General features: G+C 59.0%; 22 protein-coding genes and 1 tRNA gene. 17 read left to right on the top strand and 6 right to left on the bottom strand.

Annotated features, from left to right (window positions below; all coding sequences use genetic code 11):
- Positions 1 to 57 precede the first annotated feature (57 nt).
- Genes ALQ04_RS14035 through ALQ04_RS13990 form a run of 10 tightly spaced genes read left to right on the top strand, consistent with a single transcriptional unit; the run spans position 58 to position 8,696 of the window.
- The gene (locus ALQ04_RS14035; protein ID WP_122316354.1) at positions 58 to 1,020 is read left to right on the top strand and encodes a DUF523 and DUF1722 domain-containing protein; all 963 of its coding nucleotides are present in this window, start codon (positions 58 to 60) and stop codon (positions 1,018 to 1,020) included.
- A gap of 3 nt (positions 1,021 to 1,023) precedes the next feature.
- On the top strand, positions 1,024 to 1,932 hold the full coding sequence (locus ALQ04_RS14030) for a MerR family transcriptional regulator (RefSeq protein ID WP_122316353.1): 909 nt from the start codon (positions 1,024 to 1,026) through the stop codon (positions 1,930 to 1,932).
- Positions 1,933 to 1,941: 9 nt separating this feature from the next.
- The gene (gene phrB / locus ALQ04_RS14025) at positions 1,942 to 3,390 is read left to right on the top strand and encodes a deoxyribodipyrimidine photo-lyase (RefSeq protein WP_122316352.1); all 1,449 of its coding nucleotides are present in this window, start codon (positions 1,942 to 1,944) and stop codon (positions 3,388 to 3,390) included.
- Positions 3,383 to 3,805: a nuclear transport factor 2 family protein gene (locus tag ALQ04_RS14020; RefSeq protein ID WP_122316351.1), complete on the top strand. Its 423-nt coding sequence runs from the start codon at positions 3,383 to 3,385 to the stop codon at positions 3,803 to 3,805. The genes phrB and ALQ04_RS14020 overlap by 8 nt, the downstream gene beginning before the upstream one ends.
- Positions 3,802 to 4,590, top strand: a complete 789-nt coding sequence (locus ALQ04_RS14015; protein ID WP_122316350.1) for an SDR family oxidoreductase — start codon at positions 3,802 to 3,804, stop codon at positions 4,588 to 4,590. Before ALQ04_RS14020 ends, ALQ04_RS14015 begins: the two co-directional genes overlap by 4 nt.
- Complete coding sequence (locus tag ALQ04_RS14010; RefSeq protein ID WP_122316349.1) at positions 4,587 to 5,834, top strand: NAD(P)/FAD-dependent oxidoreductase; 1,248 nt, start codon at positions 4,587 to 4,589, stop codon at positions 5,832 to 5,834. The genes ALQ04_RS14015 and ALQ04_RS14010 overlap by 4 nt, the downstream gene beginning before the upstream one ends.
- Positions 5,831 to 6,634, top strand: a complete 804-nt coding sequence (locus tag ALQ04_RS14005; RefSeq protein ID WP_122316348.1) for a DUF1365 domain-containing protein — start codon at positions 5,831 to 5,833, stop codon at positions 6,632 to 6,634. The genes ALQ04_RS14010 and ALQ04_RS14005 overlap by 4 nt, the downstream gene beginning before the upstream one ends.
- Positions 6,618 to 7,889, top strand: a complete 1,272-nt coding sequence (locus tag ALQ04_RS14000) for a cyclopropane-fatty-acyl-phospholipid synthase family protein (protein WP_122316347.1) — start codon at positions 6,618 to 6,620, stop codon at positions 7,887 to 7,889. The genes ALQ04_RS14005 and ALQ04_RS14000 overlap by 17 nt, the downstream gene beginning before the upstream one ends.
- The gene (locus tag ALQ04_RS13995; protein WP_122316346.1) at positions 7,882 to 8,385 is read left to right on the top strand and encodes a DUF2878 domain-containing protein; all 504 of its coding nucleotides are present in this window, start codon (positions 7,882 to 7,884) and stop codon (positions 8,383 to 8,385) included. Before ALQ04_RS14000 ends, ALQ04_RS13995 begins: the two co-directional genes overlap by 8 nt.
- A gap of 11 nt (positions 8,386 to 8,396) precedes the next feature.
- Positions 8,397 to 8,696 carry a YkgJ family cysteine cluster protein gene (locus ALQ04_RS13990; protein WP_122316408.1) on the top strand — a complete coding sequence of 100 codons (300 nt, stop codon included), beginning with the start codon at positions 8,397 to 8,399 and terminating at the stop codon, positions 8,694 to 8,696.
- 70 nt (positions 8,697 to 8,766) lie between these two features.
- Here the strand turns inward: ALQ04_RS13990 and ALQ04_RS13985 are convergent, their stop codons facing one another.
- The 6 genes from ALQ04_RS13985 to hemA form a co-directional block, all read right to left on the bottom strand.
- Positions 8,767 to 9,285, bottom strand: a complete 519-nt coding sequence (locus ALQ04_RS13985) for an acyloxyacyl hydrolase (RefSeq protein WP_122316345.1) — start codon at positions 9,283 to 9,285, stop codon at positions 8,767 to 8,769.
- Positions 9,286 to 9,401: 116 nt separating this feature from the next.
- On the bottom strand, positions 9,402 to 10,217 hold the full coding sequence (murI, locus tag ALQ04_RS13980; protein WP_122316344.1) for a glutamate racemase: 816 nt from the start codon (positions 10,215 to 10,217) through the stop codon (positions 9,402 to 9,404).
- Positions 10,210 to 10,977, bottom strand: coding sequence for a molybdopterin-synthase adenylyltransferase MoeB (locus ALQ04_RS13975; protein WP_183142172.1), 768 nt, complete (start codon positions 10,975 to 10,977; stop codon positions 10,210 to 10,212). The genes murI and ALQ04_RS13975 overlap by 8 nt, the downstream gene beginning before the upstream one ends.
- Complete coding sequence (prmC, locus tag ALQ04_RS13970) at positions 10,971 to 11,807, bottom strand: peptide chain release factor N(5)-glutamine methyltransferase (protein ID WP_122316342.1); 837 nt, start codon at positions 11,805 to 11,807, stop codon at positions 10,971 to 10,973. Before prmC ends, ALQ04_RS13975 begins: the two co-directional genes overlap by 7 nt.
- Positions 11,808 to 12,890: a peptide chain release factor 1 gene (prfA, locus tag ALQ04_RS13965; protein WP_122316341.1), complete on the bottom strand. Its 1,083-nt coding sequence runs from the start codon at positions 12,888 to 12,890 to the stop codon at positions 11,808 to 11,810.
- Positions 12,887 to 14,164, bottom strand: a complete 1,278-nt coding sequence (hemA, locus tag ALQ04_RS13960) for a glutamyl-tRNA reductase (protein WP_122316340.1) — start codon at positions 14,162 to 14,164, stop codon at positions 12,887 to 12,889. The genes prfA and hemA overlap by 4 nt, the downstream gene beginning before the upstream one ends.
- 227 nt (positions 14,165 to 14,391) lie before the next feature.
- Here hemA and ALQ04_RS13955 point away from each other — a divergent pair, with 227 nt between their 5' ends.
- From ALQ04_RS13955 to pth, 7 genes are all read left to right on the top strand, one after another.
- A complete protein-coding gene (locus tag ALQ04_RS13955; protein WP_122316339.1) occupies positions 14,392 to 16,119 on the top strand; it encodes a tetratricopeptide repeat protein in 1,728 nt (575 codons plus the stop codon).
- A gap of 4 nt (positions 16,120 to 16,123) precedes the next feature.
- Positions 16,124 to 16,741: a lipoprotein insertase outer membrane protein LolB gene (gene lolB, locus ALQ04_RS13950; protein WP_122316338.1), complete on the top strand. Its 618-nt coding sequence runs from the start codon at positions 16,124 to 16,126 to the stop codon at positions 16,739 to 16,741.
- A 2-nt stretch (positions 16,742 to 16,743) separates the two neighbouring features.
- Positions 16,744 to 17,592, top strand: coding sequence for a 4-(cytidine 5'-diphospho)-2-C-methyl-D-erythritol kinase (gene ispE / locus ALQ04_RS13945; RefSeq protein WP_122316337.1), 849 nt, complete (start codon positions 16,744 to 16,746; stop codon positions 17,590 to 17,592).
- A 38-nt stretch (positions 17,593 to 17,630) separates the two neighbouring features.
- A tRNA-Gln gene (locus ALQ04_RS13940) sits at positions 17,631 to 17,705 on the top strand.
- Positions 17,706 to 17,751: 46 nt separating this feature from the next.
- The gene (locus tag ALQ04_RS13935) at positions 17,752 to 18,693 is read left to right on the top strand and encodes a ribose-phosphate pyrophosphokinase (RefSeq protein ID WP_025258597.1); all 942 of its coding nucleotides are present in this window, start codon (positions 17,752 to 17,754) and stop codon (positions 18,691 to 18,693) included.
- Between the two features lie 138 nt (positions 18,694 to 18,831).
- A complete protein-coding gene (locus tag ALQ04_RS13930) occupies positions 18,832 to 19,437 on the top strand; it encodes a 50S ribosomal protein L25/general stress protein Ctc (RefSeq protein ID WP_122316336.1) in 606 nt (201 codons plus the stop codon).
- A 164-nt stretch (positions 19,438 to 19,601) separates the two neighbouring features.
- The gene (pth, locus tag ALQ04_RS13925) at positions 19,602 to 20,186 is read left to right on the top strand and encodes an aminoacyl-tRNA hydrolase (RefSeq protein ID WP_122316335.1); all 585 of its coding nucleotides are present in this window, start codon (positions 19,602 to 19,604) and stop codon (positions 20,184 to 20,186) included.
- Positions 20,187 to 20,203: the final 17 nt, after the last annotated feature.

Here is a 20,203-nt window from a genome sequence, read left to right as displayed (position 1 = left end):
GATGAAACAAGTTGTACAGGCTTATTGACCTGTACAAGTATTGTGCAGAGGTTTGTGATGTCAGCGCCTGTGATCGAGAAACCAAAACTGGGAATCAGCGCCTGCCTGCTGGGTGCCGAGGTACGTTTCAATGGTGGGCACAAGGAGTCTCGCCTGTGCACGCGGGCGCTGAGCGAGTATTTCGATTTCGTTCCGGTCTGTCCCGAAGTCGCCATCGGCATGGGAATTCCCCGTGAACCGATAAGGCTGGTCGGTGCTGCCGAAAATCCCCAGGCCATCGGCACCGTCAACAGTGACCTGAACGTCACCACGCCGCTGGCCGATTACGGGCTGCATATGGCGGCCGAGATGACCGATATCTGCGGCTACATCTTCATGCAGAAATCCCCGTCCTGCGGTCTGGAGCGGGTCAAGGTCTATCGCGAGAACGGTGCCCCCGTCGATGGCGGCGGACGCGGCATCTATGCACAGACCTTCTGCGCCAGCCAGCCGGATCTGCCGGTAGAAGAAGACGGCAGGCTCAACGACGCCGTGCTGCTGGAAAACTTCGTCACTCGGGTCTTCGCCTACGCCGCCTGGCAGCAACTGCTGAAGGAAGGCATAACCCGCCGTGCCTTGAGTGAATTCCACTCGCGCTACAAATATCAACTGATGGCCAGCAACCCTCAGCAATACAAGGTGCTGGGCAACATGCTCGGCAGCATGGGCCGCAGCGACCCGAACGAAATCGCTCCGCGCTATTTCAGCGAGCTGATGGCCGCCCTGAAAAAATGCGCCACCCGCGGCACTCACACCAATGTCCTCCAGCACCTCAGTGGCTATCTGAAACACAGCATCGATGCCGAGGACAAGCAGGAAATCCAGCGCCTGATCACTCAGTACCATCAAGGCATCGTGCCGCTGATCGTGCCGCTGACCCTGCTCAAGCACCACTTTCGCCAACACCCCGACCCGTATATCGCGCTGCAGGTTTACATGCAGCCGCATCCGGAAAATCTGAGTCTGCGTAATGCGATCTGAATCATGAACGATACACACCAAGAGCCGCAGCAGCCCGATGACTGGCTGCCGATCCGTGAAGTTGCCCGGCAGACCGGTGTCAACGCCGTCACCCTGCGAGCCTGGGAACGACGCTACGGATTGATCGTGCCGCACCGCACCGCCAAGGGACATCGGCTGTATACCCACGCGCATGTACAGCGTGTGATGACGATCCTGACCTGGCTCAATCGCGGCGTGTCCGTCAGCCAGGTCAAGGCCCTGATCGATGAACCGCAAGCGGAAAGCTTTAGCCCCGGCAATGACTGGGATGCCCTGCGCCAGACGTTGATGCAGGCCATCGGTGAGCTGGCCGAGCGCCGGGTCGACGATGTCTTCAACCAGGCCATGTCGCTGTACCCGCCACGCACTCTGTGCGAGCAATTGCTGCTGCCACTGCTGGCCGAGCTGGAGAAGCGCTGGCAAGGCAAGTTCGGCGCGCAGATGGAGCGGGTGTTCTTTTATTCGTGGCTGCGCAGCAAGCTCGGCGCCCGCATTTATCACAACAACCGCCAGCTCAACGGCAAGCCACTGTTGTTGGTCAATCAGTCCGATCTGCCGCTTGAACCGCATCTGTGGCTGGTGGCCTGGCTGGTGAGTAGCGCAGATTGCCCGGTGGAAGTATTCGACTGGCCGCTGCCGCCGGGCGAGCTGGCGCTGGCCAGCGAATACCTGCAACCGCGTGGCGTCCTGCTGTATTCCAGCAAGTCGCTGAATCCGGCTCAGTTGCCGCGATTACTGAGCAATATTGCCTGCCCGATTGTGCTGAGCGGACCAACGGTACAGATCCATAACGCCGATTTGCTCGTATGTGCGAACGAAATCGCCGGATTGACGCTCGCCCTGGATCCGCTCAGCGCCCAGATCGAATTGAACAGGCTCGGACTTATTTAAGGATTTCACATGCAACTGCTTTGGCTGCGTAGCGATTTGCGCGTTCACGATAATACTGCCCTGACCGCAGCCATGGAGCGTGGTCCGACACTGGCTGTGTATCTGGTCAGCCCCACTCAATGGCAGAACCATGATGACGCGGCCTGCAAGGTGGATTTCTGGCTGCGCAACCTGCAGGCGCTGGAAAAGGCCCTGGGCGAGTTGAATGTTCCCCTGCTGATCCGCGAGGCCGACACCTGGGACCAGGCCCCGCAAGTGTTGTTGCAGTTGTGTACGGAGCATGCCGTCGAAGGGCTGCACAGCAACGAAGAATACGGCATCAATGAAAGCAGCCGCGATCAGGCCGTGCGCCAGACGCTGGAAAACGCCGGGGTTCAGTTCCACAGCTATCTGGATCAACTGCTGTTCAAGCCCGGCAGCATTCTGACCAAGAGCGGTGGCTACTTTCAGGTCTACAGCCAGTTCCGCAAGGTCTGCTACGCACGCCTCCACGAAGCGATGCCACGCCTCATTCGCCTGCCCGGCGCCCAGCAAGCGCTCTCGATCAAAAGCGATTCGGTACCCGATCAGGTCAAGGGCTTTGCTCAACCCTCCACAGCGCTGCGCGAACTCTGGCCAGCCGGTGAAAACGAAGCCCGGCGGCGCCTGAGTGAATTCAGCGACGATCAGATCCGCTATTACCAGAGCGAGCGCGATTTCCCGGCCAAGCCCGGCACCAGCCAGTTGTCGGCATATCTGGCGGCCGGGGTGATTTCCCCGCGTCAGTGCCTGCATGCGGCACTGATGAGCAACAACGGCGAATTTGAAACCGGTGACACCGGAACAGTGACCTGGATCAACGAATTGCTGTGGCGGGAGTTCTACAAACATATTCTAGTGGGCTACCCGCGCGTTTCGCGTCATCGTGCATTCCGCCCCGAGACCGAAGCCGTCAAATGGCGTGACGCCCCGAAGGAACTGGCTGCGTGGCAGGAAGCCCGCACCGGATTGCCCATCATCGATGCAGCCATGCGCCAGTTGCTGGACACCGGCTGGATGCACAACCGACTAAGGATGGTCGTTGCCATGTTCCTGACCAAGAATCTGCTGATTGACTGGCGTGAGGGCGAGCGCTTTTTCATGCGCCACCTGATCGATGGTGACCTGGCGGCCAACAACGGCGGCTGGCAGTGGAGTTCATCCACGGGCACCGACTCGGCGCCTTACTTCCGGATCTTCAATCCCCTCTCGCAATCGGAAAAATTCGATCCCGAAGGACGCTTCATCAAGCATTGGCTGCCGGAACTGGCCAGCCTGAACAAGAAAGAAGTGCATAACCCGGCCCTCGCTGGCGGCCTGTTCGGGGTAGCCGACTATCCCGCACCGATTGTCGACCTGAGCAAAAGCCGCGCCCGGGCACTGGCCGCATTCAAGGCCCTGCCCCATCGTCAGGCCGCTACGGACCCGCATCATGAGTGAATTCCTGCAGCGATTCGCCCATGACTTTGCAGCCCTGAACAAGGACAACCTTGAGCGGGTCGGCGAGCTGTACAGCGACGATGTGTCGTTCACCGACCCGTTGCACCAGATTCATGGGCTGACAGCCATGCGGCGCTACTTCGCCGAGCTGTACGCCAATGTCAGCGAACTGCATTTCGAGTTTCACCGCTTCGATGAAGTCCGGCCCGGCGAAGGTTATCTGGTCTGGACCATGAGTTATTCACATCCGCGCCTTGCTCGGGGTCGACTGATCAACGTCGAAGGCTGCTCGCACCTGCACTGGCACGAAAAGGTTTACCGGCATCGGGATTACTTCGATGCCGGAGCATTGCTCTACGAACACCTGCCCATCATGGGAAGGCTGATTGCCTGGCTGAAAAAGAGGTTGGCATGAACACTTCATATGCACGTCGTATCTGGTTGACCGGCGCCAGCAGTGGCATTGGCCTGGCACTGGCAAAAGAACTGCTCGACGCTGGTAATCAAGTAGCCTTGACCGCCAGAACCGTGGCTCCCCTGCAAGCCCTGGCGGACCGTTACCCCGGCCAGACGCTGCTGATCGCGGGCGATATCACCGATGGCGTCCAGGTCCGGCAGATGGGCGATAGCATCGAACGGCAATGGGGCGCTCTGGATACCGCCATTCTCAATGCCGGCACATGCGAATACCTGGAAGCGCAGAGCTTCGATGCAGCGATGATCGAGCGAGTGGTTCGCACCAATCTGCTGGCCAGCAGTTTCTGCATCCAGGAAGCGCTGCCGTTGCTGCGCAAGGGCACCAGCCCCCATCTGCTGGGTGTCGCCAGCGCAGTGACTTACCTGCCATTGCCACGGGCCGAAGCCTACGGTGCATCCAAGGCCGGCCTGCGATATCTGTTCGAGTCGCTGCGACTTGACCTGGCCAGCGAAAATATCGACGTCACCGTGATCAGCCCGGGCTTCGTCGATACGCCCCTGACCGAAAAGAATGATTTCCCGATGCCAATGCGCTGGCCGGTCGACAAGGCTGCCAAGTACATCGCGAAAAAACTGGAGCGTTCCAGACGCCCACTGGAAATCGCCTTCCCTGGCGCTTTCATTCTCAGCCTGCGCTTGCTGGCGATGCTGCCAGCGCGGGCAAAATTCGCGATTGGCAAACGCATGACGCGGACTTCGGCATCGAATAAGGACATGCAATGAAAATCGCCATCATCGGCAGCGGGATTGCCGGCCTGACCAGCGCCTACCTGCTCAATCGCTCGCATGAAATCAGCGTGTTTGAAGCATCGGACTGGATCGGCGGCCATACCCACACCGTCGACGTGCAGGTCGAGGGCCGTGCCTATGCGATTGATACCGGCTTCATCGTGTTCAACGACTGGACCTATCCGAACTTCATCCGCCTGCTCGGGCAACTGGGCGTTGCGTTCAAACCGGCCGAGATGAGCTTTTCGGTGCATGACCCGCGCACCGGGGTCGAATACAACGGCAACAATCTCAACAGCCTGTTCGCCCAGCGCAGCAACCTGTTGTCGCCACGCTTCTGGGGCATGCTCAGTGACATCCTGCGCTTCAATCGCCAGTCGGTGGCCGATCTCGAAAACCGCCGCATCGCGGCAGATACCACTCTGGGTGAATACCTGAAAAACGGCGGTTATGGCCAGCGCTTCATCGACCATTACATCGTGCCAATGGGCGCGGCCATCTGGTCGATGTCACTGGCCGACATGCTGGGTTTTCCCCTGCAATTCTTCGTGCGTTTCTTCAAGAATCACGGCCTGCTGTCTGTCACTAACCGCCCACAATGGTGCGTGATCGAAGGCGGCTCCAGAAGTTATATCGAGCCCTTGACCGCCTCGTTCAAGGAGCGCATCCGCCTGTCCTGCCCAGTGCAGCGGGTCGAGCGCGACAGCGAAGGCGTCACGCTGCATAGCGCCCAGGGCAGCGAGCGCTTCGATAAAGTGATCTTCGCCTGCCACAGCGATCAGGCCTTGCAACTACTGGCCAGGCCCTCACAGGCCGAACAGGAGGTTCTCGGTGCCTTGCGCTATGCCGAGAATGACGTGGTCCTGCACAGCGACACACGGCTGTTGCCTGATCGCAAACTGGCCTGGGCCAGCTGGAACTACCGACTTGGTGGCGGCGAGCAGCAACTGGCAGCCGTAACCTATGACATGAACATCCTGCAGGGGATCGAAAGCAATACCACCTTTTGCGTCAGCCTGAACCAGACCAGCGCCATCGATCCGCAGAAGATCCTTGGCCGCTATCGCTATGCGCACCCGCAATACAGCCTGGAGGCCGTCGCGGCCCAGGAGCGCTGGCAGGAAATCAACGACGTCGAACATACCTGGTACTGCGGCGCCTATTGGGCCAATGGTTTCCACGAAGACGGCGTGGTCAGCGGCCTGCGCGTGGCCAAAGCCTTCGGTGAAGTGCTGTGAACAGCGCCCTTTACAGCGGCTGGATCAGCCATCGGCGCTTTGCACCGAGGGCTCACCAATTCAATTATCGAATCGGCCTGCTGTATCTGGATCTGGACGAACAGGACGCGGTGCTCAACCTGTCGCCGCTGGCCGGCAACAAACGCTTTTCGCCATTCTCGTTCAGAGAGCATGACTACCTGCCGGAACTGACCGGGCGCGGCGTGCCGCTGCAGGAAGCGGTGCGCGAGCGCGTCGGGATCGCGCTGGGACATATGCCGCTGGGTCGGGTATGCCTGCTGACCCAGGCGCGCAGTTGGGGCCTGTCATTCAACCCGGTGAGTTTTTTCTACTGCCATGAAATCGACGGGACTCTGGCTGCGATCTTCTGTGAGGTCACCAATACGCCCTGGGGCGAACGCTATCACTATGTCCTGCCCGCCAACGGCGAAGGCCATCAGCACTTTGCCGTGGCCAAGGCGTTTCATGTGTCGCCGTTTCTACCCCGCGACCTCGAATACCGCATGAGCTTCAGCCAGCCCGCCGAGCGAATCGGCGTGCACATGGCCGACTGGCAAGGCGAGCTGAAAATGTTCGATGCCACTCTCAACCTGAGGCGTCAGAGCCTCAACCGTCAAACGCTGCACCGTTACCTGCTCACCTTCCCGTGGATGACTGCCAAGACATGTCTTGCAATCTATTGGCAGGCCATACGCCTTTTCCTCAAGCGCATACCGATTTTCAATCATCAGACTGCTGACGGTGACTACCGTACCGGCACCCCGCAACCCAAGGATCGACGTAATGAAAAACATCAGTAGTAGTGGTTTTTCTGCCAATCTGGGTACTCGTAATCTGACCGGTAACCTCCTGCGCCGTGGTGTGCTGCGCCAACTGGCCAAGCTGCGCAACGGCCAGCTGGTGGTGATAGAGGGCACCGAACGCCATGTCTTCGGCAAGGCCGGGGCACTTATTCAGGGCGAGATTCATATACGCGATTCCGCCATCTGGGGCATGGTTGCCAGCGGCGGTTCCATCGGTGCCGGTGAAGCTTTCATTCATGGCTACTGGACGACGCCGGACCTGACCGCAGTGGTGCGGGTTTTCGTCAGCAATCTCGATGTGCTCGATGCCATGGAAGGTGGTATCGCGCGCCTGACACGACCGCTGGTCCAGGGTCTGCACTGGCTCAACCGCAATACCCGTAAAGGCTCGCAGAAAAACATCGCGGCACATTACGACCTGGGTAACCAGCTGTTCGAGCAGTTTCTCGACCCGACGATGATGTATTCGGCCGCACAGTTCCTGAGCGAAACCGACACCCTTGAGCAGGCGCAACTGAACAAGCTGGAGCGCATCTGCCAGAAGCTGGCGCTCAAGCCCGAAGATCACCTGCTGGAAATCGGCACGGGCTGGGGCAGCATGGCGATTTATGCGGCACAGCATTATGGCTGCCGGGTCACCACCACAACTCTGTCCAGGGAACAGTTCGCCTACACCGAAAAACGCCTGGAGCAACTGGGCTTGCAGGATCGCGTCACACTGCTGCTCAAGGACTACCGCGACCTCACCGGCCAGTACGACAAGCTGGTGTCCATCGAAATGATCGAAGCGGTGGGCCACAAGTTTCTGCCGACGTACTTCAAGCAATGCTCGCACCTGCTCAAGAGCAACGGGCTGATGCTGTTGCAGGCCATCACCATTCGCGAGCAGCGTTATGAGCAGGCCAAAAGCAGTGTGGACTTCATCCAGCGCTACATCTTCCCCGGTGGAGCATTGCCGTCGGTGCACAAGATGATGGAAATCGTCGGAGGCGATACCGACATGAACCTGCTGCATATGGAAGATTTCGGCCTGCACTACGCACGGACCCTGCACCTGTGGCACGACAACTTCCGTCATGCCCACAGCGCATTGCTGGAACTGGGTTACGACGAGTACTTCCTGCGCCTGTGGGAGTTCTATCTGTGCTACTGCGAAGGCGGATTCCTGGAACGCACCATCGGCACCGCCCAATTGCTGCTGGCCAAGCCTGAAGCATTGCGTGCACCTGTGCTGGGACTGTTCGATGCTTAAAACCCTCGCCAATGCGCTGCTGTTCCAGATTGGCTGGTTCGCCTGCGTGCTGGGTGGCAACAGTGCCTGGCTGCTGATTGCAGTCGCTGTGGTGGCGATTCACGTGTTGTGGAGAAACGAAGTCAGGTTGTTGCTGGCCGTCACGGTTACGGGAACGTTGCTCGACAGCATCCTGATGAATATTGGAGTATTCGACTTCGGCACCGATGGCCCACTGATTCCCCTGTGGCTGGTCATACTCTGGGCGGTGCTGGCCACCACACTCAGGCATTGCCTGGCCTGGACCGCCTGCCCATGGTGGCGCGCCAGCCTGCTCGGCGCGATTGGCGGCCCGATGTCGTACTATGCCGGCTCGCAACTGGCAAACGTCCAGTTGCCCATGGGATTGTGGCCAAGCCTCGTGCTGTTGGGGCTGGTCTGGGCAGTCGTCTTTCCCTTGCTGCAACGACTGGCAAGCCATCCACTCATCAATACACGCACCGGAGCCTCCCACTGAAATCCCCGCTCATTACCCTGACCCAGCTTCCCAGCGAACCGGTCGTCACCTGCTCGACCTGCGCGGCATGCTGCTGCCAGCTGGAGGTGATGCTGATCACCGACACCGGCGTGCCCGAGCGCTATATCGATACCGATGAGTGGGGTGGCGAAGTCATGTTGCGTCTGGAGGATGGCTGGTGCGCGGCGCTGGATCGCGACAGCATGATGTGCACCATCTACGAAAGACGCCCGTTGATCTGCAGAGAGTTTGAAGCGGGAGCAGACGATTGTCTGAATGAGCGCAAGGGAATTGCGACGGCGTATCTGTAGGTGGGGTGCCATCATTCGCGAATAAATTCGCTCCGTGTGGGAGCGGATTCATTCGCGAAGGCGATGCTACTTAGAACGGCATCTTGTAGTGCAAGGCGTAGCTTTCTATCCCGTCGTTCGGCTGTTTGATGCCGGCGTTGGAATAGTGAGTGGCACGAATACCGACTTCATGCCCGCCCGCGAAACGCAGGCCAAAACCGATACGGTCTTCAAAGTTGAAAGCCGAACCCAGTTTGTTGTCTTCAACCTGAGTATTGGAGAATACCGAAACCCCAATACCCGCCTCGATATAAGGCTTCACGTTCTGTCCGGCGAACTCGTAGACCAGCACCGGCGAAAACGACAGGCTGTTGTTGCTGGATTGCTTGTCACCTTCCCAGTGCGTGTAGGCTCCATCCCAGTAACCGGTCAGGCGCCCCACGTCGCTTTTCAGCCAGCTTTTATCCCAGTCGAACTGCACGCCCAGACGATAAGTCATGGTCGATTGACTGGTATGGCCTACCGAAAACTCAACTCCGTCGGCTTGCGCCAATGAGCTTTGCCCCGCAAGAGCAGCCGCTATAACGGCCGCACAAAAGAGTTGCTTCATAGAAATATCCATTTCATATGTAGTTGTTAGTAAAGTGCTGGAAACCTGGCGGACGCAGTATAGAAAGCCGTAGCAAAGCGTTAGTTCAGCCCCAAAAAGTCTTTTTCACGATTTTTTTACAAACCCAAGCTTCGCACACTGCCGGGACTTTGCCATAGGGCTGGCAGAATTTTTTTGAAATCATTTGGATTGCCACTCGTCCAGTAGGACGTTTCGCATCCAGGCGTAAGACTCAAGAGATCGGATTGGGCCAGCAGGCGCTGGAGTTGACGGGCTACCGCGGCACCGGTGTCGATCAGACTGATCGAGTCGGGAATCATCTGACGCAGCAGTGGCTTGAGAAACGGATAGTGGGTACAGCCAAGGATGATGGTGTCACATCCTTCAGCCAGCAACGGCTCGACATAGCTCCAGAGCAACTGGCGAATGGTCGGGCTGAGCAGGTCGCCAGTCTCGATCAGCTCGACCAGACCCGGGCATGGCTGGGTCACCACCCGCACATCACTGGCAAAACGGTCGAGCAACGCCGCGAACTTGGCGCTTTGCAGGGTCCCGGTGGTGGCCAGAACGCCGACCACGCCGCTGCGCGTTGCAGCCGCAGCCGGTTTGACCGCCGGCTCCATGCCAACGATGGGCCAGTCGGGGTAGCGCTGACGTATCTGGGCAACGCCAGCCACTGTCGCGGTATTACAGGCCAGCACCAGAGCCTTGGCGCCTTGTTCACGGAGAAAACCGGCAATCGCCAGGCAGCGCTGGATAATGAATTCCGGAGTCTTCTCACCATAGGGAATATGCCCGCCGTCCGCGACATACAGTAGCGATTCGTCGGGCAGCAACTGGCGAATCTCGGTCAATACCGAAAGCCCGCCCACGCCGGAATCAAACACTCCAACCGGCGCATTGCGACTGTAAGGCGTACGAGTGTCAGTCATGCCTGGCCTGCCGAGCAGTACCGCAGACACCGCAGGCCGGATCACGCTTGACCTTCAATTCGCGGAAACGGCTGGTCAAGGCATCGATCAGCAGCAGACGGCCGACCAGAGGCTCGCCAAAGCCTGCCAACAGTTTCAAGGCTTCCAGGGCTTGCAGGCTGCCGACCAGCCCCACCAACGGGCCGATGACACCAGCTTCGCTGCAGGTCAGCTCGGCTTCGCTGCCGTGCCCGTACAGGCAGTGATAGCAAGGGCTCTCGGCGCGACGCGGGTCGAACACCGACAACTGGCCTTCGAGGCGAATCGCCGCGCCGCTGACCAATGGCTTGCCTGCGGCAACACACGCGGCATTCACCGCCTCGCGGGTTGAGAAGTTATCCGAGCAATCGAGCACCAGATCCACCGCCTGCACGGCAGCACTCAGCGAATCGGTATCCAGGGCCGCGCGATGGGCGACCAGCGTCACTTCAGGGTTAATGGCCGCCAGACGGGCCATGGCAGAGTCTACCTTGGTCTGGCCGACGCTCTGGCTGTCATGGATGATCTGGCGCTGCAGGTTGGTCAGGTCAACGCTGTCGAAGTCGGCCAGATGCAATTCACCCACCCCGGCTGCCGCCAGATACAGTGCCACCGGAGAGCCAAGGCCACCCAGACCGACGATCAGCGCACGGCTGTGCCTGAGCTTTATCTGGCCGTCGATGTCGACATGTTGCAGCAGGATCTGCCGGCTGTAGCGCAGCAGTTCCTGGTCACTCAGCACGGCAGGCATCCAAAGGTGATGCGCTCATGTTCGCCCAGATCGCGACGGGTCTGGACCCGCTCGAAACCACGGGTCGTCAGCAGATTGCGCACCGCAGCGCCCTGGTCATAGCCATGTTCGAGCAACAACCAGCCACCACTGCGCAGGTAGGCCGGCGCCTGCTCGACGATGGCGCGCAGGTCGTCCAGGCCGTCGCTGCCTGCAACCAGCGCACTGCTTGGCTCGAAACGCACATCACCGGCAGCCAGATGCGGATCGGTGTCGGCAATGTAGGGCGGGTTGCTGATGATCAGGTCGAACTGCCGCGCCTCCTCCAGCGCACTGAACCAGTGGCTGTTGAGCACCACCGCGTTGTCCAGTTGCAGGCGCTGGCGGTTGCGTTCGGCCAGGGCCACGGCTTCCAGCACGCGGTCCACGGCGGTCACTTTCCACAGGTGGCGCTCATTGGCCAATGCCAGGGCAATCGCCCCGCTGCCGGTACCGAGGTCCAGAATCTGTGCCGGTGCAAAAGCCGGTACCAGTTCCAGCGCCGCTTCGACCAGCATTTCGGTTTCAGGGCGTGGAATCAGGGTATGTGGCGCGACTTCCAGATCGAGTTTCCAGAAGCCTTGCTGGCCCAGAATATAAGCCACCGGCTCACCGGTGCGTCGACGCTGCAGATAGCCGGCGAAAGCCAGCGCCGCTTCGGTGCTGACAATCCGCTCGGGCCAGGTATGCAGGAAGCTGCGCGGCTTGCCCAGGGCAGCGGCCAGCAGCAACTCGGCATCCAGCCGGGCGGTTGGTGAGTCGGGAAGTTCAGCGCTTCTTAACAAGCTGGCGATGATGGTCATTTACTCACCCAGTGCCGCAAGTTGATCAGCCTGATATTCAGCGAGTAGCGGCTCTATCACTGCATCGACGCCACCGGCGAGAACTTCATCCAGTGAATACAACGTCAGATTGACGCGGTGATCCGTCACTCGCCCTTGAGGGAAGTTATAGGTGCGAATACGCTCCGAACGATCGCCCGAACCGACCAGCAGCTTGCGCTCGCTGGCGATGGCATTGGCTGCCGCGCTGGTCTGCTGATCATTCAGTTTGGCAGACAACCAGGACATTGCCCGGGCTCTGTTCTTGTGTTGCGAACGTTCTTCCTGGCACTCCACGACAATACCCGATGGCAAGTGGGTAATGCGAATCGCCGAGTCGGTCTTGTTGACGTGCTGTCCACCGGCGCCCGAGGAACGATAGGTGTCGATGCGCAGGTCCGCCGGATTGATCTCGATTGCCTGCTGCTCGTCAGGCTCGGGCAACACCGCCACGGTACAGGCCGAGGTGTGGATACGGCCCTGTGATTCGGTTTCAGGGACCCGCTGGACACGGTGGGCGCCGGACTCGAACTTCAGCTTGCCGTAGACATTCTCGCCTTCGACCCTGGCAATGACTTCTTTATAGCCGCCGTGCTCGCCTTCGTTCTCCGAAAGGATTTCCACCCGCCAGCCACGCCGCTCGGCATAGCGCGAGTACATGCGGAACAGATCGCCGGAGAAAATCGCTGCCTCGTCACCACCGGTACCGGCGCGGATTTCCAGAAACACGTTGCGGCCGTCATTCGGATCCTTGGGCAGCAGCATGCGCTGCAACTGCGCTTCCAGTTCCAGCAGTTGCTGCTTGCCTTCACGAACTTCCTCGACCGCCATTTCACGCATGTCCGGGTCGCTGTCCTTGAGCAGTGCCTGCGCACCGTCCAGATCGGCGAGCACCTTGATCCGCTGCCGGTAAACCTCGATGACCGGCTCTACTTCGGCGTATTCACGCGAATAGGCGCGGAATTTGGTCTGGTCGCTGATAACTTCCGCATCGCCAAGCAGCGCGGTCAGTTCTTCAAAACGGTCGCTGAGCACATCCAGCTTATTGAGCAGTGAAGCTTTCATTGCGAAGGTTTATCCGTCGAGCCCTCACCGAGGGCAAAAAGTTCCTGAGCCATGGCCAGCGCATCGACGCGCCCCTCGGCAGACAGCTTTTTAAGCTGGACGCTTGGGGCGTGCAGCAGTTTGTTGGTCAGGCCACGGGCCAGGTGAATCAATACTTCTTCGGCATTGCTGCCGTTGGCCAGCATGCGCTGGGCCTTGCTCAGCTCTTCGTCGCGCAGCCGCTCGCTTTGCTGACGATAGGCACGCAGTACATCGACTGCCGCCAGCTCGCGCAGGCGCGACATGAAATCGTCGGCGCCGACACTGACCAGTTGCTCGGCCGCCAGGGCCGCGCCTTGCCGGCTCTTGAGGTTTTCGGCGACCACTTCGTGCAGATCGTCGACGCTATACAGGTAAACGTCGTCCAACTCACCGACTTCGGGCTCGATATCCCGGGGAACGGCGATATCCACCATGAAAATAGGCTTGTGCTTGCGCAGCTTCAAGGCGCTTTCCACCGCGCCCTTGCCGAGGATCGGCAACTGGCTGGCCGTGGAACTGATCACGATGTCGCTGTTGACCAGCTCAGCCGGAATATCCGAAAGCAGTACCGCATGGGCGCCGAACTCGGCGGCCAGGATACTGGCGCGCTCCAGGGTACGGTTGGCTACCACGATACGCTTGACGCCCAGATCCCGCAGATGCCGGGCAACCAGGGTAATGGTTTCACCAGCACCGATCAGCAGCGCCTGGCTGCGTTGCAGGTCGCTGAAGATCTGTTTCGCCAGGCTGACAGCAGCAAACGCGACCGATACCGGGTTTTCGCCGATGGCGGTGTCGGTGCGCACCTGCTTGGCGGCACTGAACGTGGCCTGGAACAACCGCCCGAGCAACGGACCAACGGTCCCGGCTTCGCGGGCAACGGCATACGCGGATTTCATCTGGCCAAGAATCTGCGGCTCGCCGAGTACCAGGGAGTCCAGGCCCGAGGCCACGCGCATCATGTGCCGTACGGCGGCATCGTCTTCATGTATGTAGGCGCTGGCGCGCAACTCATCCAGGCTCAGGTGGTGATAATCCGCCAGCCAGGCCAGAATGCTTTCAGCTGCGAGCTGGTCGTGCTCTATATACAGCTCGCTACGGTTACACGTCGAGAGGATCGCGGCTTCGCGACTGCTGGTAAGACGGCAAAGCTGCTGCAAGGCCTCAACCAGCTGTTCCGGCGTAAATGCCACGCGCTCGCGAACGTCTACCGAGGCAGTCTTATGGTTAATACCAAGTGCAAGGAAGGCCATTCAGGGTCGCTGGTGGTGACGTGAAGCCCGCAATTGTCCTACTTCGATAAGCTCAGAACAACCACTGCATATTATTGTCCCACTAGAATCGCTCGTTGCGGGCCCTGTCCAAAGGCCAGCAACGCCGCCAAAACCGCTGTTGCAGTAGTTTTTCCGCCGGTTGTGGGTTTTGCCGACAGCCTTGTGTCATGATGCTCCAAACCGCAGGTAAGCCGCCTTTCTCATATATGACTAGATCCTCCGCGCTGTTCCTCGCCCTCGTCTTTCTTGGTGGTTGCCAGTCCACGGCACCCGTTTCACAGCAACCTGTGACGCCACAGAAAGACACCACTCCCGCGCCTGAAACCAAGCCGCTGGTCTATGGCTCGTTCACTCAGGAAACCCTGGTAAGCCTGCTGAGCGCCGAACTGGCTGGCCAACGCAACCGTTTCGACATTGCGCTGGATAACTACGTCACCCAGGCGGTTACCACTCAGGACCCTGGCGTTTCCGAACGTGCCTATCGGATTGCCGAGTATCTGGGCGCCGATCAGGCCGCGCTGGATACCGCACTGATCTGGGCGCGCAACGACGCGACCAACCTGGAGGCGCAAAGAGCCGCCGCCATTCAACTGGCGCGTTCCGGACGCTATGACGACTCCATGATGTATATGGAGAAGGTCCTGCAAGGCCAGGGCGACACGCATTTCGACTTTCTGGCGCTCTCCGCGGCGGAAACCGACACCGATACCCGCAACGGCCTGCTCAAGAGCTTCGACCGGTTGCTGGGCAAGTACCCGAACAATGGCCAGTTGATTTTCGGCAAGGCATTGCTCCTGCAACAGAACGGCGATTCCGAACAATCGTTGCGTCTGCTTGAAGACAATCCACCCAAGGAAGGCGAAATCGCGCCGATCCTGCTGCGTACTCGCCTGCTGCAAGGCATGAGCCGTGGCAAGGAAGCGCTGCCGATCCTGGAAAAAAGCCTCAAGAAATACCCGGAAGACAAACGTCTGCGCCTGACCTACGCACGCATGCTGGTCGAACAGAACCGCATGGAAGACGCCAAGGTCCAGTTCTCCAGCCTGCTGCAGCAATATCCGGATGACGACGACCTGCGTTTCTCGCTGGCACTGGTCTGCCTGGAAGCCAAGGCCTGGGATGAAGCGGCCGGCTATCTGGAGGAACTGGTCGAGCGCGGCGCGCATGTCGATTCTGCGCACCTGAATCTGGGTCGTATCCACGAAGAGCGCAACGACCCGCAAAGCGCCCTTGCCGAATACGCCCAGGTCGGGCCGGGCAGTGATTTCCTGTCTGCCCAGTTGCGCCAGAGCGACATTCTGATGAGCAACGGCAACGCGGCCGAAGCGTCCAAACGCCTCGCCGAAGCCCGCGATACGCAACCGGACTACGCGATCCAGCTGTACCTGATCGAAGCCGAAACCCTGACCAGCAACAATCAGCCCGATCGTGGCTGGCAAGTATTGAATCAGGCGCTCAAGCAGTACCCGGACGACGTGAACCTGCTTTACACCCGCGCCATGCTGGCGGAAAAGCGCAACGATCTGGCCCAGATGGAAAAGGACCTGCGGACCATCATCAAGCGCGAACCGGAAAATGCCATGGCTCTGAACGCCCTGGGCTACACCCTTTCGGATCGCACGACCCGCTATGCCGAAGCCAAGCAACTGATCGAAAAGGCCCACAGCCTCAATCCGGAAGATCCGGCCGTGCTCGACAGCCTTGGCTGGGTCAATTACCGCATGGGCAACCTGGACGAGGCCGAACGCTTGCTGCGCCTTGCGCTTGAGCGCTTCCCCGACCACGAAGTTGCCGCTCATCTGGGCGAAGTACTCTGGGCCAAGGGCGAGCAGCGTGAAGCCCGTAAAGTCTGGGGCAAAGCCCTTGAACAGCAACCCGACAGCCCTATTCTGCGCAGCACGCTGCTGCGCCTGACCGGATCAGAGACTCTTTGACGTTATGTTTTTGCGCCATGTAATCGTATTCAGCCTTATCGCCCTGCTCGCCGGCTGTGCCGGCATGACCTCCCGCGAAGCCCTTCAGGGCAAGGGCAATCCCGCGCAATGGCGCGAGCACAAGCAACAACTGAGCAGCCTCGATGGCTGGCAGATCAACGGCAAGGTCGGCATCCGCGCCCCTCGCGACTCCGGCAGCGGTACCCTGTTCTGGCTGCAACGCCAGGATTATTACGACATTCGCCTCTCCGGCCCGCTGGGACGCGGCGCGGCACGCCTGACCGGTCGTCCGGGCAGCGTGAGCCTGGAAGTCGCCAATCAGGGCCGCTATGAAGCCGCGACGCCGGAAACCCTGCTGCAAGACCAGTTGGGCTGGAAGCTTCCGGTTTCGCATCTGGTCTGGTGGGTACGCGGTCTTCCCGCTCCCGACAGCAAGAGCCGCCTGACCCTGGATGACGACAGCCGGCTGGCCAGCCTTGAACAGGATGGCTGGCAGGTGGAATACCTCAGCTATGCCGAGCAGAACGGTTACTGGCTGCCCGAACGCATCAAACTGCATGGCCAGGACCTCGATGTCACGCTGGTGGTCAAGGACTGGCAGCCTCGCAAGCTGGGGCAATGAGCATGAACACGCCACAACTGACCCTGCCGGCTCCGGCCAAGCTGAACCTGATGCTGCACATTCTTGGCCGTCGTCCTGACGGCTATCACCAACTGGAAACCATCTTTCAGTTTCTCGACTACGGCGACGAACTCGGTTTTGCCGTACGCGAGGACGGTGAAATCCGCCTGCAGACCGATGTTCCCGGTGTTCCCCACGACAGCAATCTTATCGTCAAGGCAGCCCGGGCACTGCAGCAACAGTCCGGCTGCACACTGGGCATGGATATCTGGCTGGAAAAACGCCTGCCCATGGGCGGCGGCATCGGCGGCGGCAGTTCCGATGCGGCAACGACCCTTCTGGGTCTGAATCATCTGTGGAATCTTGGCTGGGACGAAGATCGTCTGGCCGCACTGGGCCTTACGCTGGGCGCCGACGTCCCGGTTTTCGTGCGTGGACGCGCAGCATTTGCCGAGGGCGTGGGAGAAATCCTGACCCCCGTAAACCCCGAAGAACCGTGGTATTTGGTACTTGTGCCGCAAGTATCTGTAAGTACAGCAGAAATTTTTTCAGATCCACTGTTGACACGTGACACTCCTCCCATTAAAGTGCGCCCCGTTCCCAAGGGAAACAGTCAAAACGACTGTAGAGCGGTTGTAGAGAAGCGTTATCCAGATGTACGTAACGCTTTGAATTTGTTAGGTAATTTTACCGAAGCAAAATTAACCGGAACTGGAAGTTGTGTGTTTGGGGCCTTCCCAAACAAAGCTGAAGCTGATAAAGTCTCGGCCCTTCTTACAGAGACCCTTGCAGGGTTCGTAGCAAAAGGAAGCAACGTTTCGATGTTGCATCGCAAGCTACAGATTCTGTAAACGGAATTGAGTGCCAGGCACTCAGATTGATTCAATACAGGGGCGTCGCCAAGCGGTAAGGCAGCAGGTTTTGATCCTGCCATGCGTTGGTTCGAATCCAGCCGCCCCTGCCATTTTCTATACTCATCCAGGTATACCCTCAGCCTCCAGGTACTGCGCGTGTCCAAGATGATGGTCTTTACGGGGAACGCTAACCCCGATCTGGCTCGGCGTGTAGTACGTCAGCTGCATATCCCATTGGGTGATGTCTCTGTCGGTAAATTCTCCGACGGCGAAATCAGCACTGAGATCAATGAAAACGTCCGCGGTAAAGATGTCTTCATTATTCAGCCGACTTGCGCTCCGACAAACGATAACCTGATGGAACTCGTCGTGATGGCTGATGCCTTCCGCCGTTCCTCAGCGTCCCGAATCACTGCTGTGATTCCTTACTTTGGTTATGCCCGTCAGGATCGCCGTCCGCGTTCCGCACGTGTTGCAATCAGCGCGAAAGTCGTTGCTGACATGCTGACCGTGGTGGGTATCGATCGTGTTCTCACGGTTGATCTTCATGCTGACCAGATTCAAGGTTTCTTCGATATTCCGGTAGATAACATCTACGGCTCCCCGGTTCTGGTGGATGACATCGAAGACCAGCGCTTTGAAAACCTGATGATCGTTTCCCCGGATATCGGTGGCGTCGTGCGTGCACGTGCCGTTGCCAAATCCCTGGGTGTCGATCTCGGGATCATCGACAAGCGCCGTGAGAAAGCCAATCACTCCGAAGTGATGCATATCATCGGTGATGTCGAAGGGCGTACCTGTATTCTGGTCGATGACATGGTCGATACCGCCGGCACTCTGTGCCATGCGGCCAAGGCCCTGAAAGAGCATGGCGCTGCCAAGGTCTTTGCCTACTGCACACACCCTGTGCTGTCGGGTCGGGCGATCGAAAACATTGAAAATTCCGTGCTGGACGAACTGGTGGTGAGTAACACCATCCCGTTGTCCGCTGCTGCACAAGCCTGTAGCCGTATCCGTCAACTGGATATCGCACCGGTAGTCGCTGAAGCGGTTCGCCGTATCAGCAACGAAGAATCGATCAGCGCGATGTTCCGCTAAGGGTTTTTCCCTGGCCTGCATCTCGTCGACGAAAAGCGCCCCGCCCTGACATTCGGTCAGGGCGGGGCTTTTTTGCCCATATCGTCCCGGCGCTGGTCGCAAACGCCGAGCCGAATGTGGTTATTTTGGAGAAACAACATGAATGATTTCACTCTGAATGCTGAAGTGCGTTCCGACCTGGGGAAAGGTGCGAGCCGCCGCCTGCGTCGTATCGCAAGCCTGGTTCCAGCTGTTGTCTACGGTGCCGACAAGGCTCCTGAGTCCATCAGCATGCTGGCTAAAGAAGTTGCCAAGCTGCTGGAAAACGAGGCTGCTTTCAGCCACGTTATCGAGCTGAACGTTGGTGGCACCAAGCAGAACGTCCTGATCAAGGCTCTGCAGCGTCACCCGGCCAAAGGCCACGTGATGCACGCTGACTTCGTTCGCGTTGTAGCTGGCCAGAAACTGACCGCTATCGTTCCGGTTCACTTCATCAATGAAGAAGCTCCGGTCAAGAAAGGCGGCGAGATCTCGCACACTACTACCGAGCTGGAAGTTTCCTGCCTGCCAAAAGATCTGCCTGAGTTCATCGAAGTCGATCTGGGCGCTCTGGAAATCGGTTCCAACGTTCACCTGTCCGACCTCAAGGCGCCAAAAGGCGTTGAGTTCGTCGCACTGGCACACGGCACCGACCTGGCTATCGCCAACGTCCACGCTCCACGTGTAGCTGCTGAAGACACCAAAGAAGAAGGCGCTGCCGAGTAATTCATTACTCGATAACGTCGGAGTTGCTCAGGAAACATCGCGAGCGATAGCAGGCAAAGCGGGCGGGATCGCGGAGTTTACATCATGGTAAATGAGCATTTTTCGTCCACCGTAGCCGCTGTCGTCAGCGGTGTTATCCACAACTCCAAGGAAGAGCCCCTGTCGTGACCGCCATAAAACTGATCGTTGGCCTGGGAAATCCAGGCGCAGAATACGAACAGACCCGGCATAACGCAGGGGCTCTTTTCGTTGAGCGTATTGCTGCGGCGCAACGAGTCGATCTCGTTCCCGAGCGCAAATTTTTCGGCCTGACCGGGCGTTTCACGCATCAGGGTCAGGATGTTCGCCTGTTGATCCCCACCACGTACATGAACCGTAGCGGCCAGGCCGTAGCGGCGCTCGCCGGTTTCTATCGAATTCCGGTCGACGCAATCCTGGTGGCCCACGACGAACTCGACCTGCCTCCCGGCGTTGCCAAACTGAAAGTTGGCGGCGGGCATGGCGGTCACAACGGCCTGCGCGACATCATCGCGCAACTCGCCAACCAGAACACTTTCCATCGCTTGCGGCTCGGCATCGGCCACCCAGGCGATGCCAGCAAGGTATCCGGTTTTGTCCTGGGTCGAGCGCCACGCGCCGAACAGGAGAAACTGGACGCCAGTATCGACTTTGCCCTCGGCGTGCTGCCGGATATCTTCGCCGGTGAATGGAGCCGGGCGATGAAAAACCTGCACAGCCAGAAGGCCTGACATCACTCGAGGGGAAA

The organism is Pseudomonas cichorii, assembly GCF_003700275.1.
Lineage (GTDB): Bacteria > Pseudomonadota > Gammaproteobacteria > Pseudomonadales > Pseudomonadaceae > Aquipseudomonas > Aquipseudomonas cichorii_B.
The sequence above is the reverse complement of the archived record's forward strand: the minus strand, read 5'-3'. Positions and strand labels throughout refer to the sequence as shown.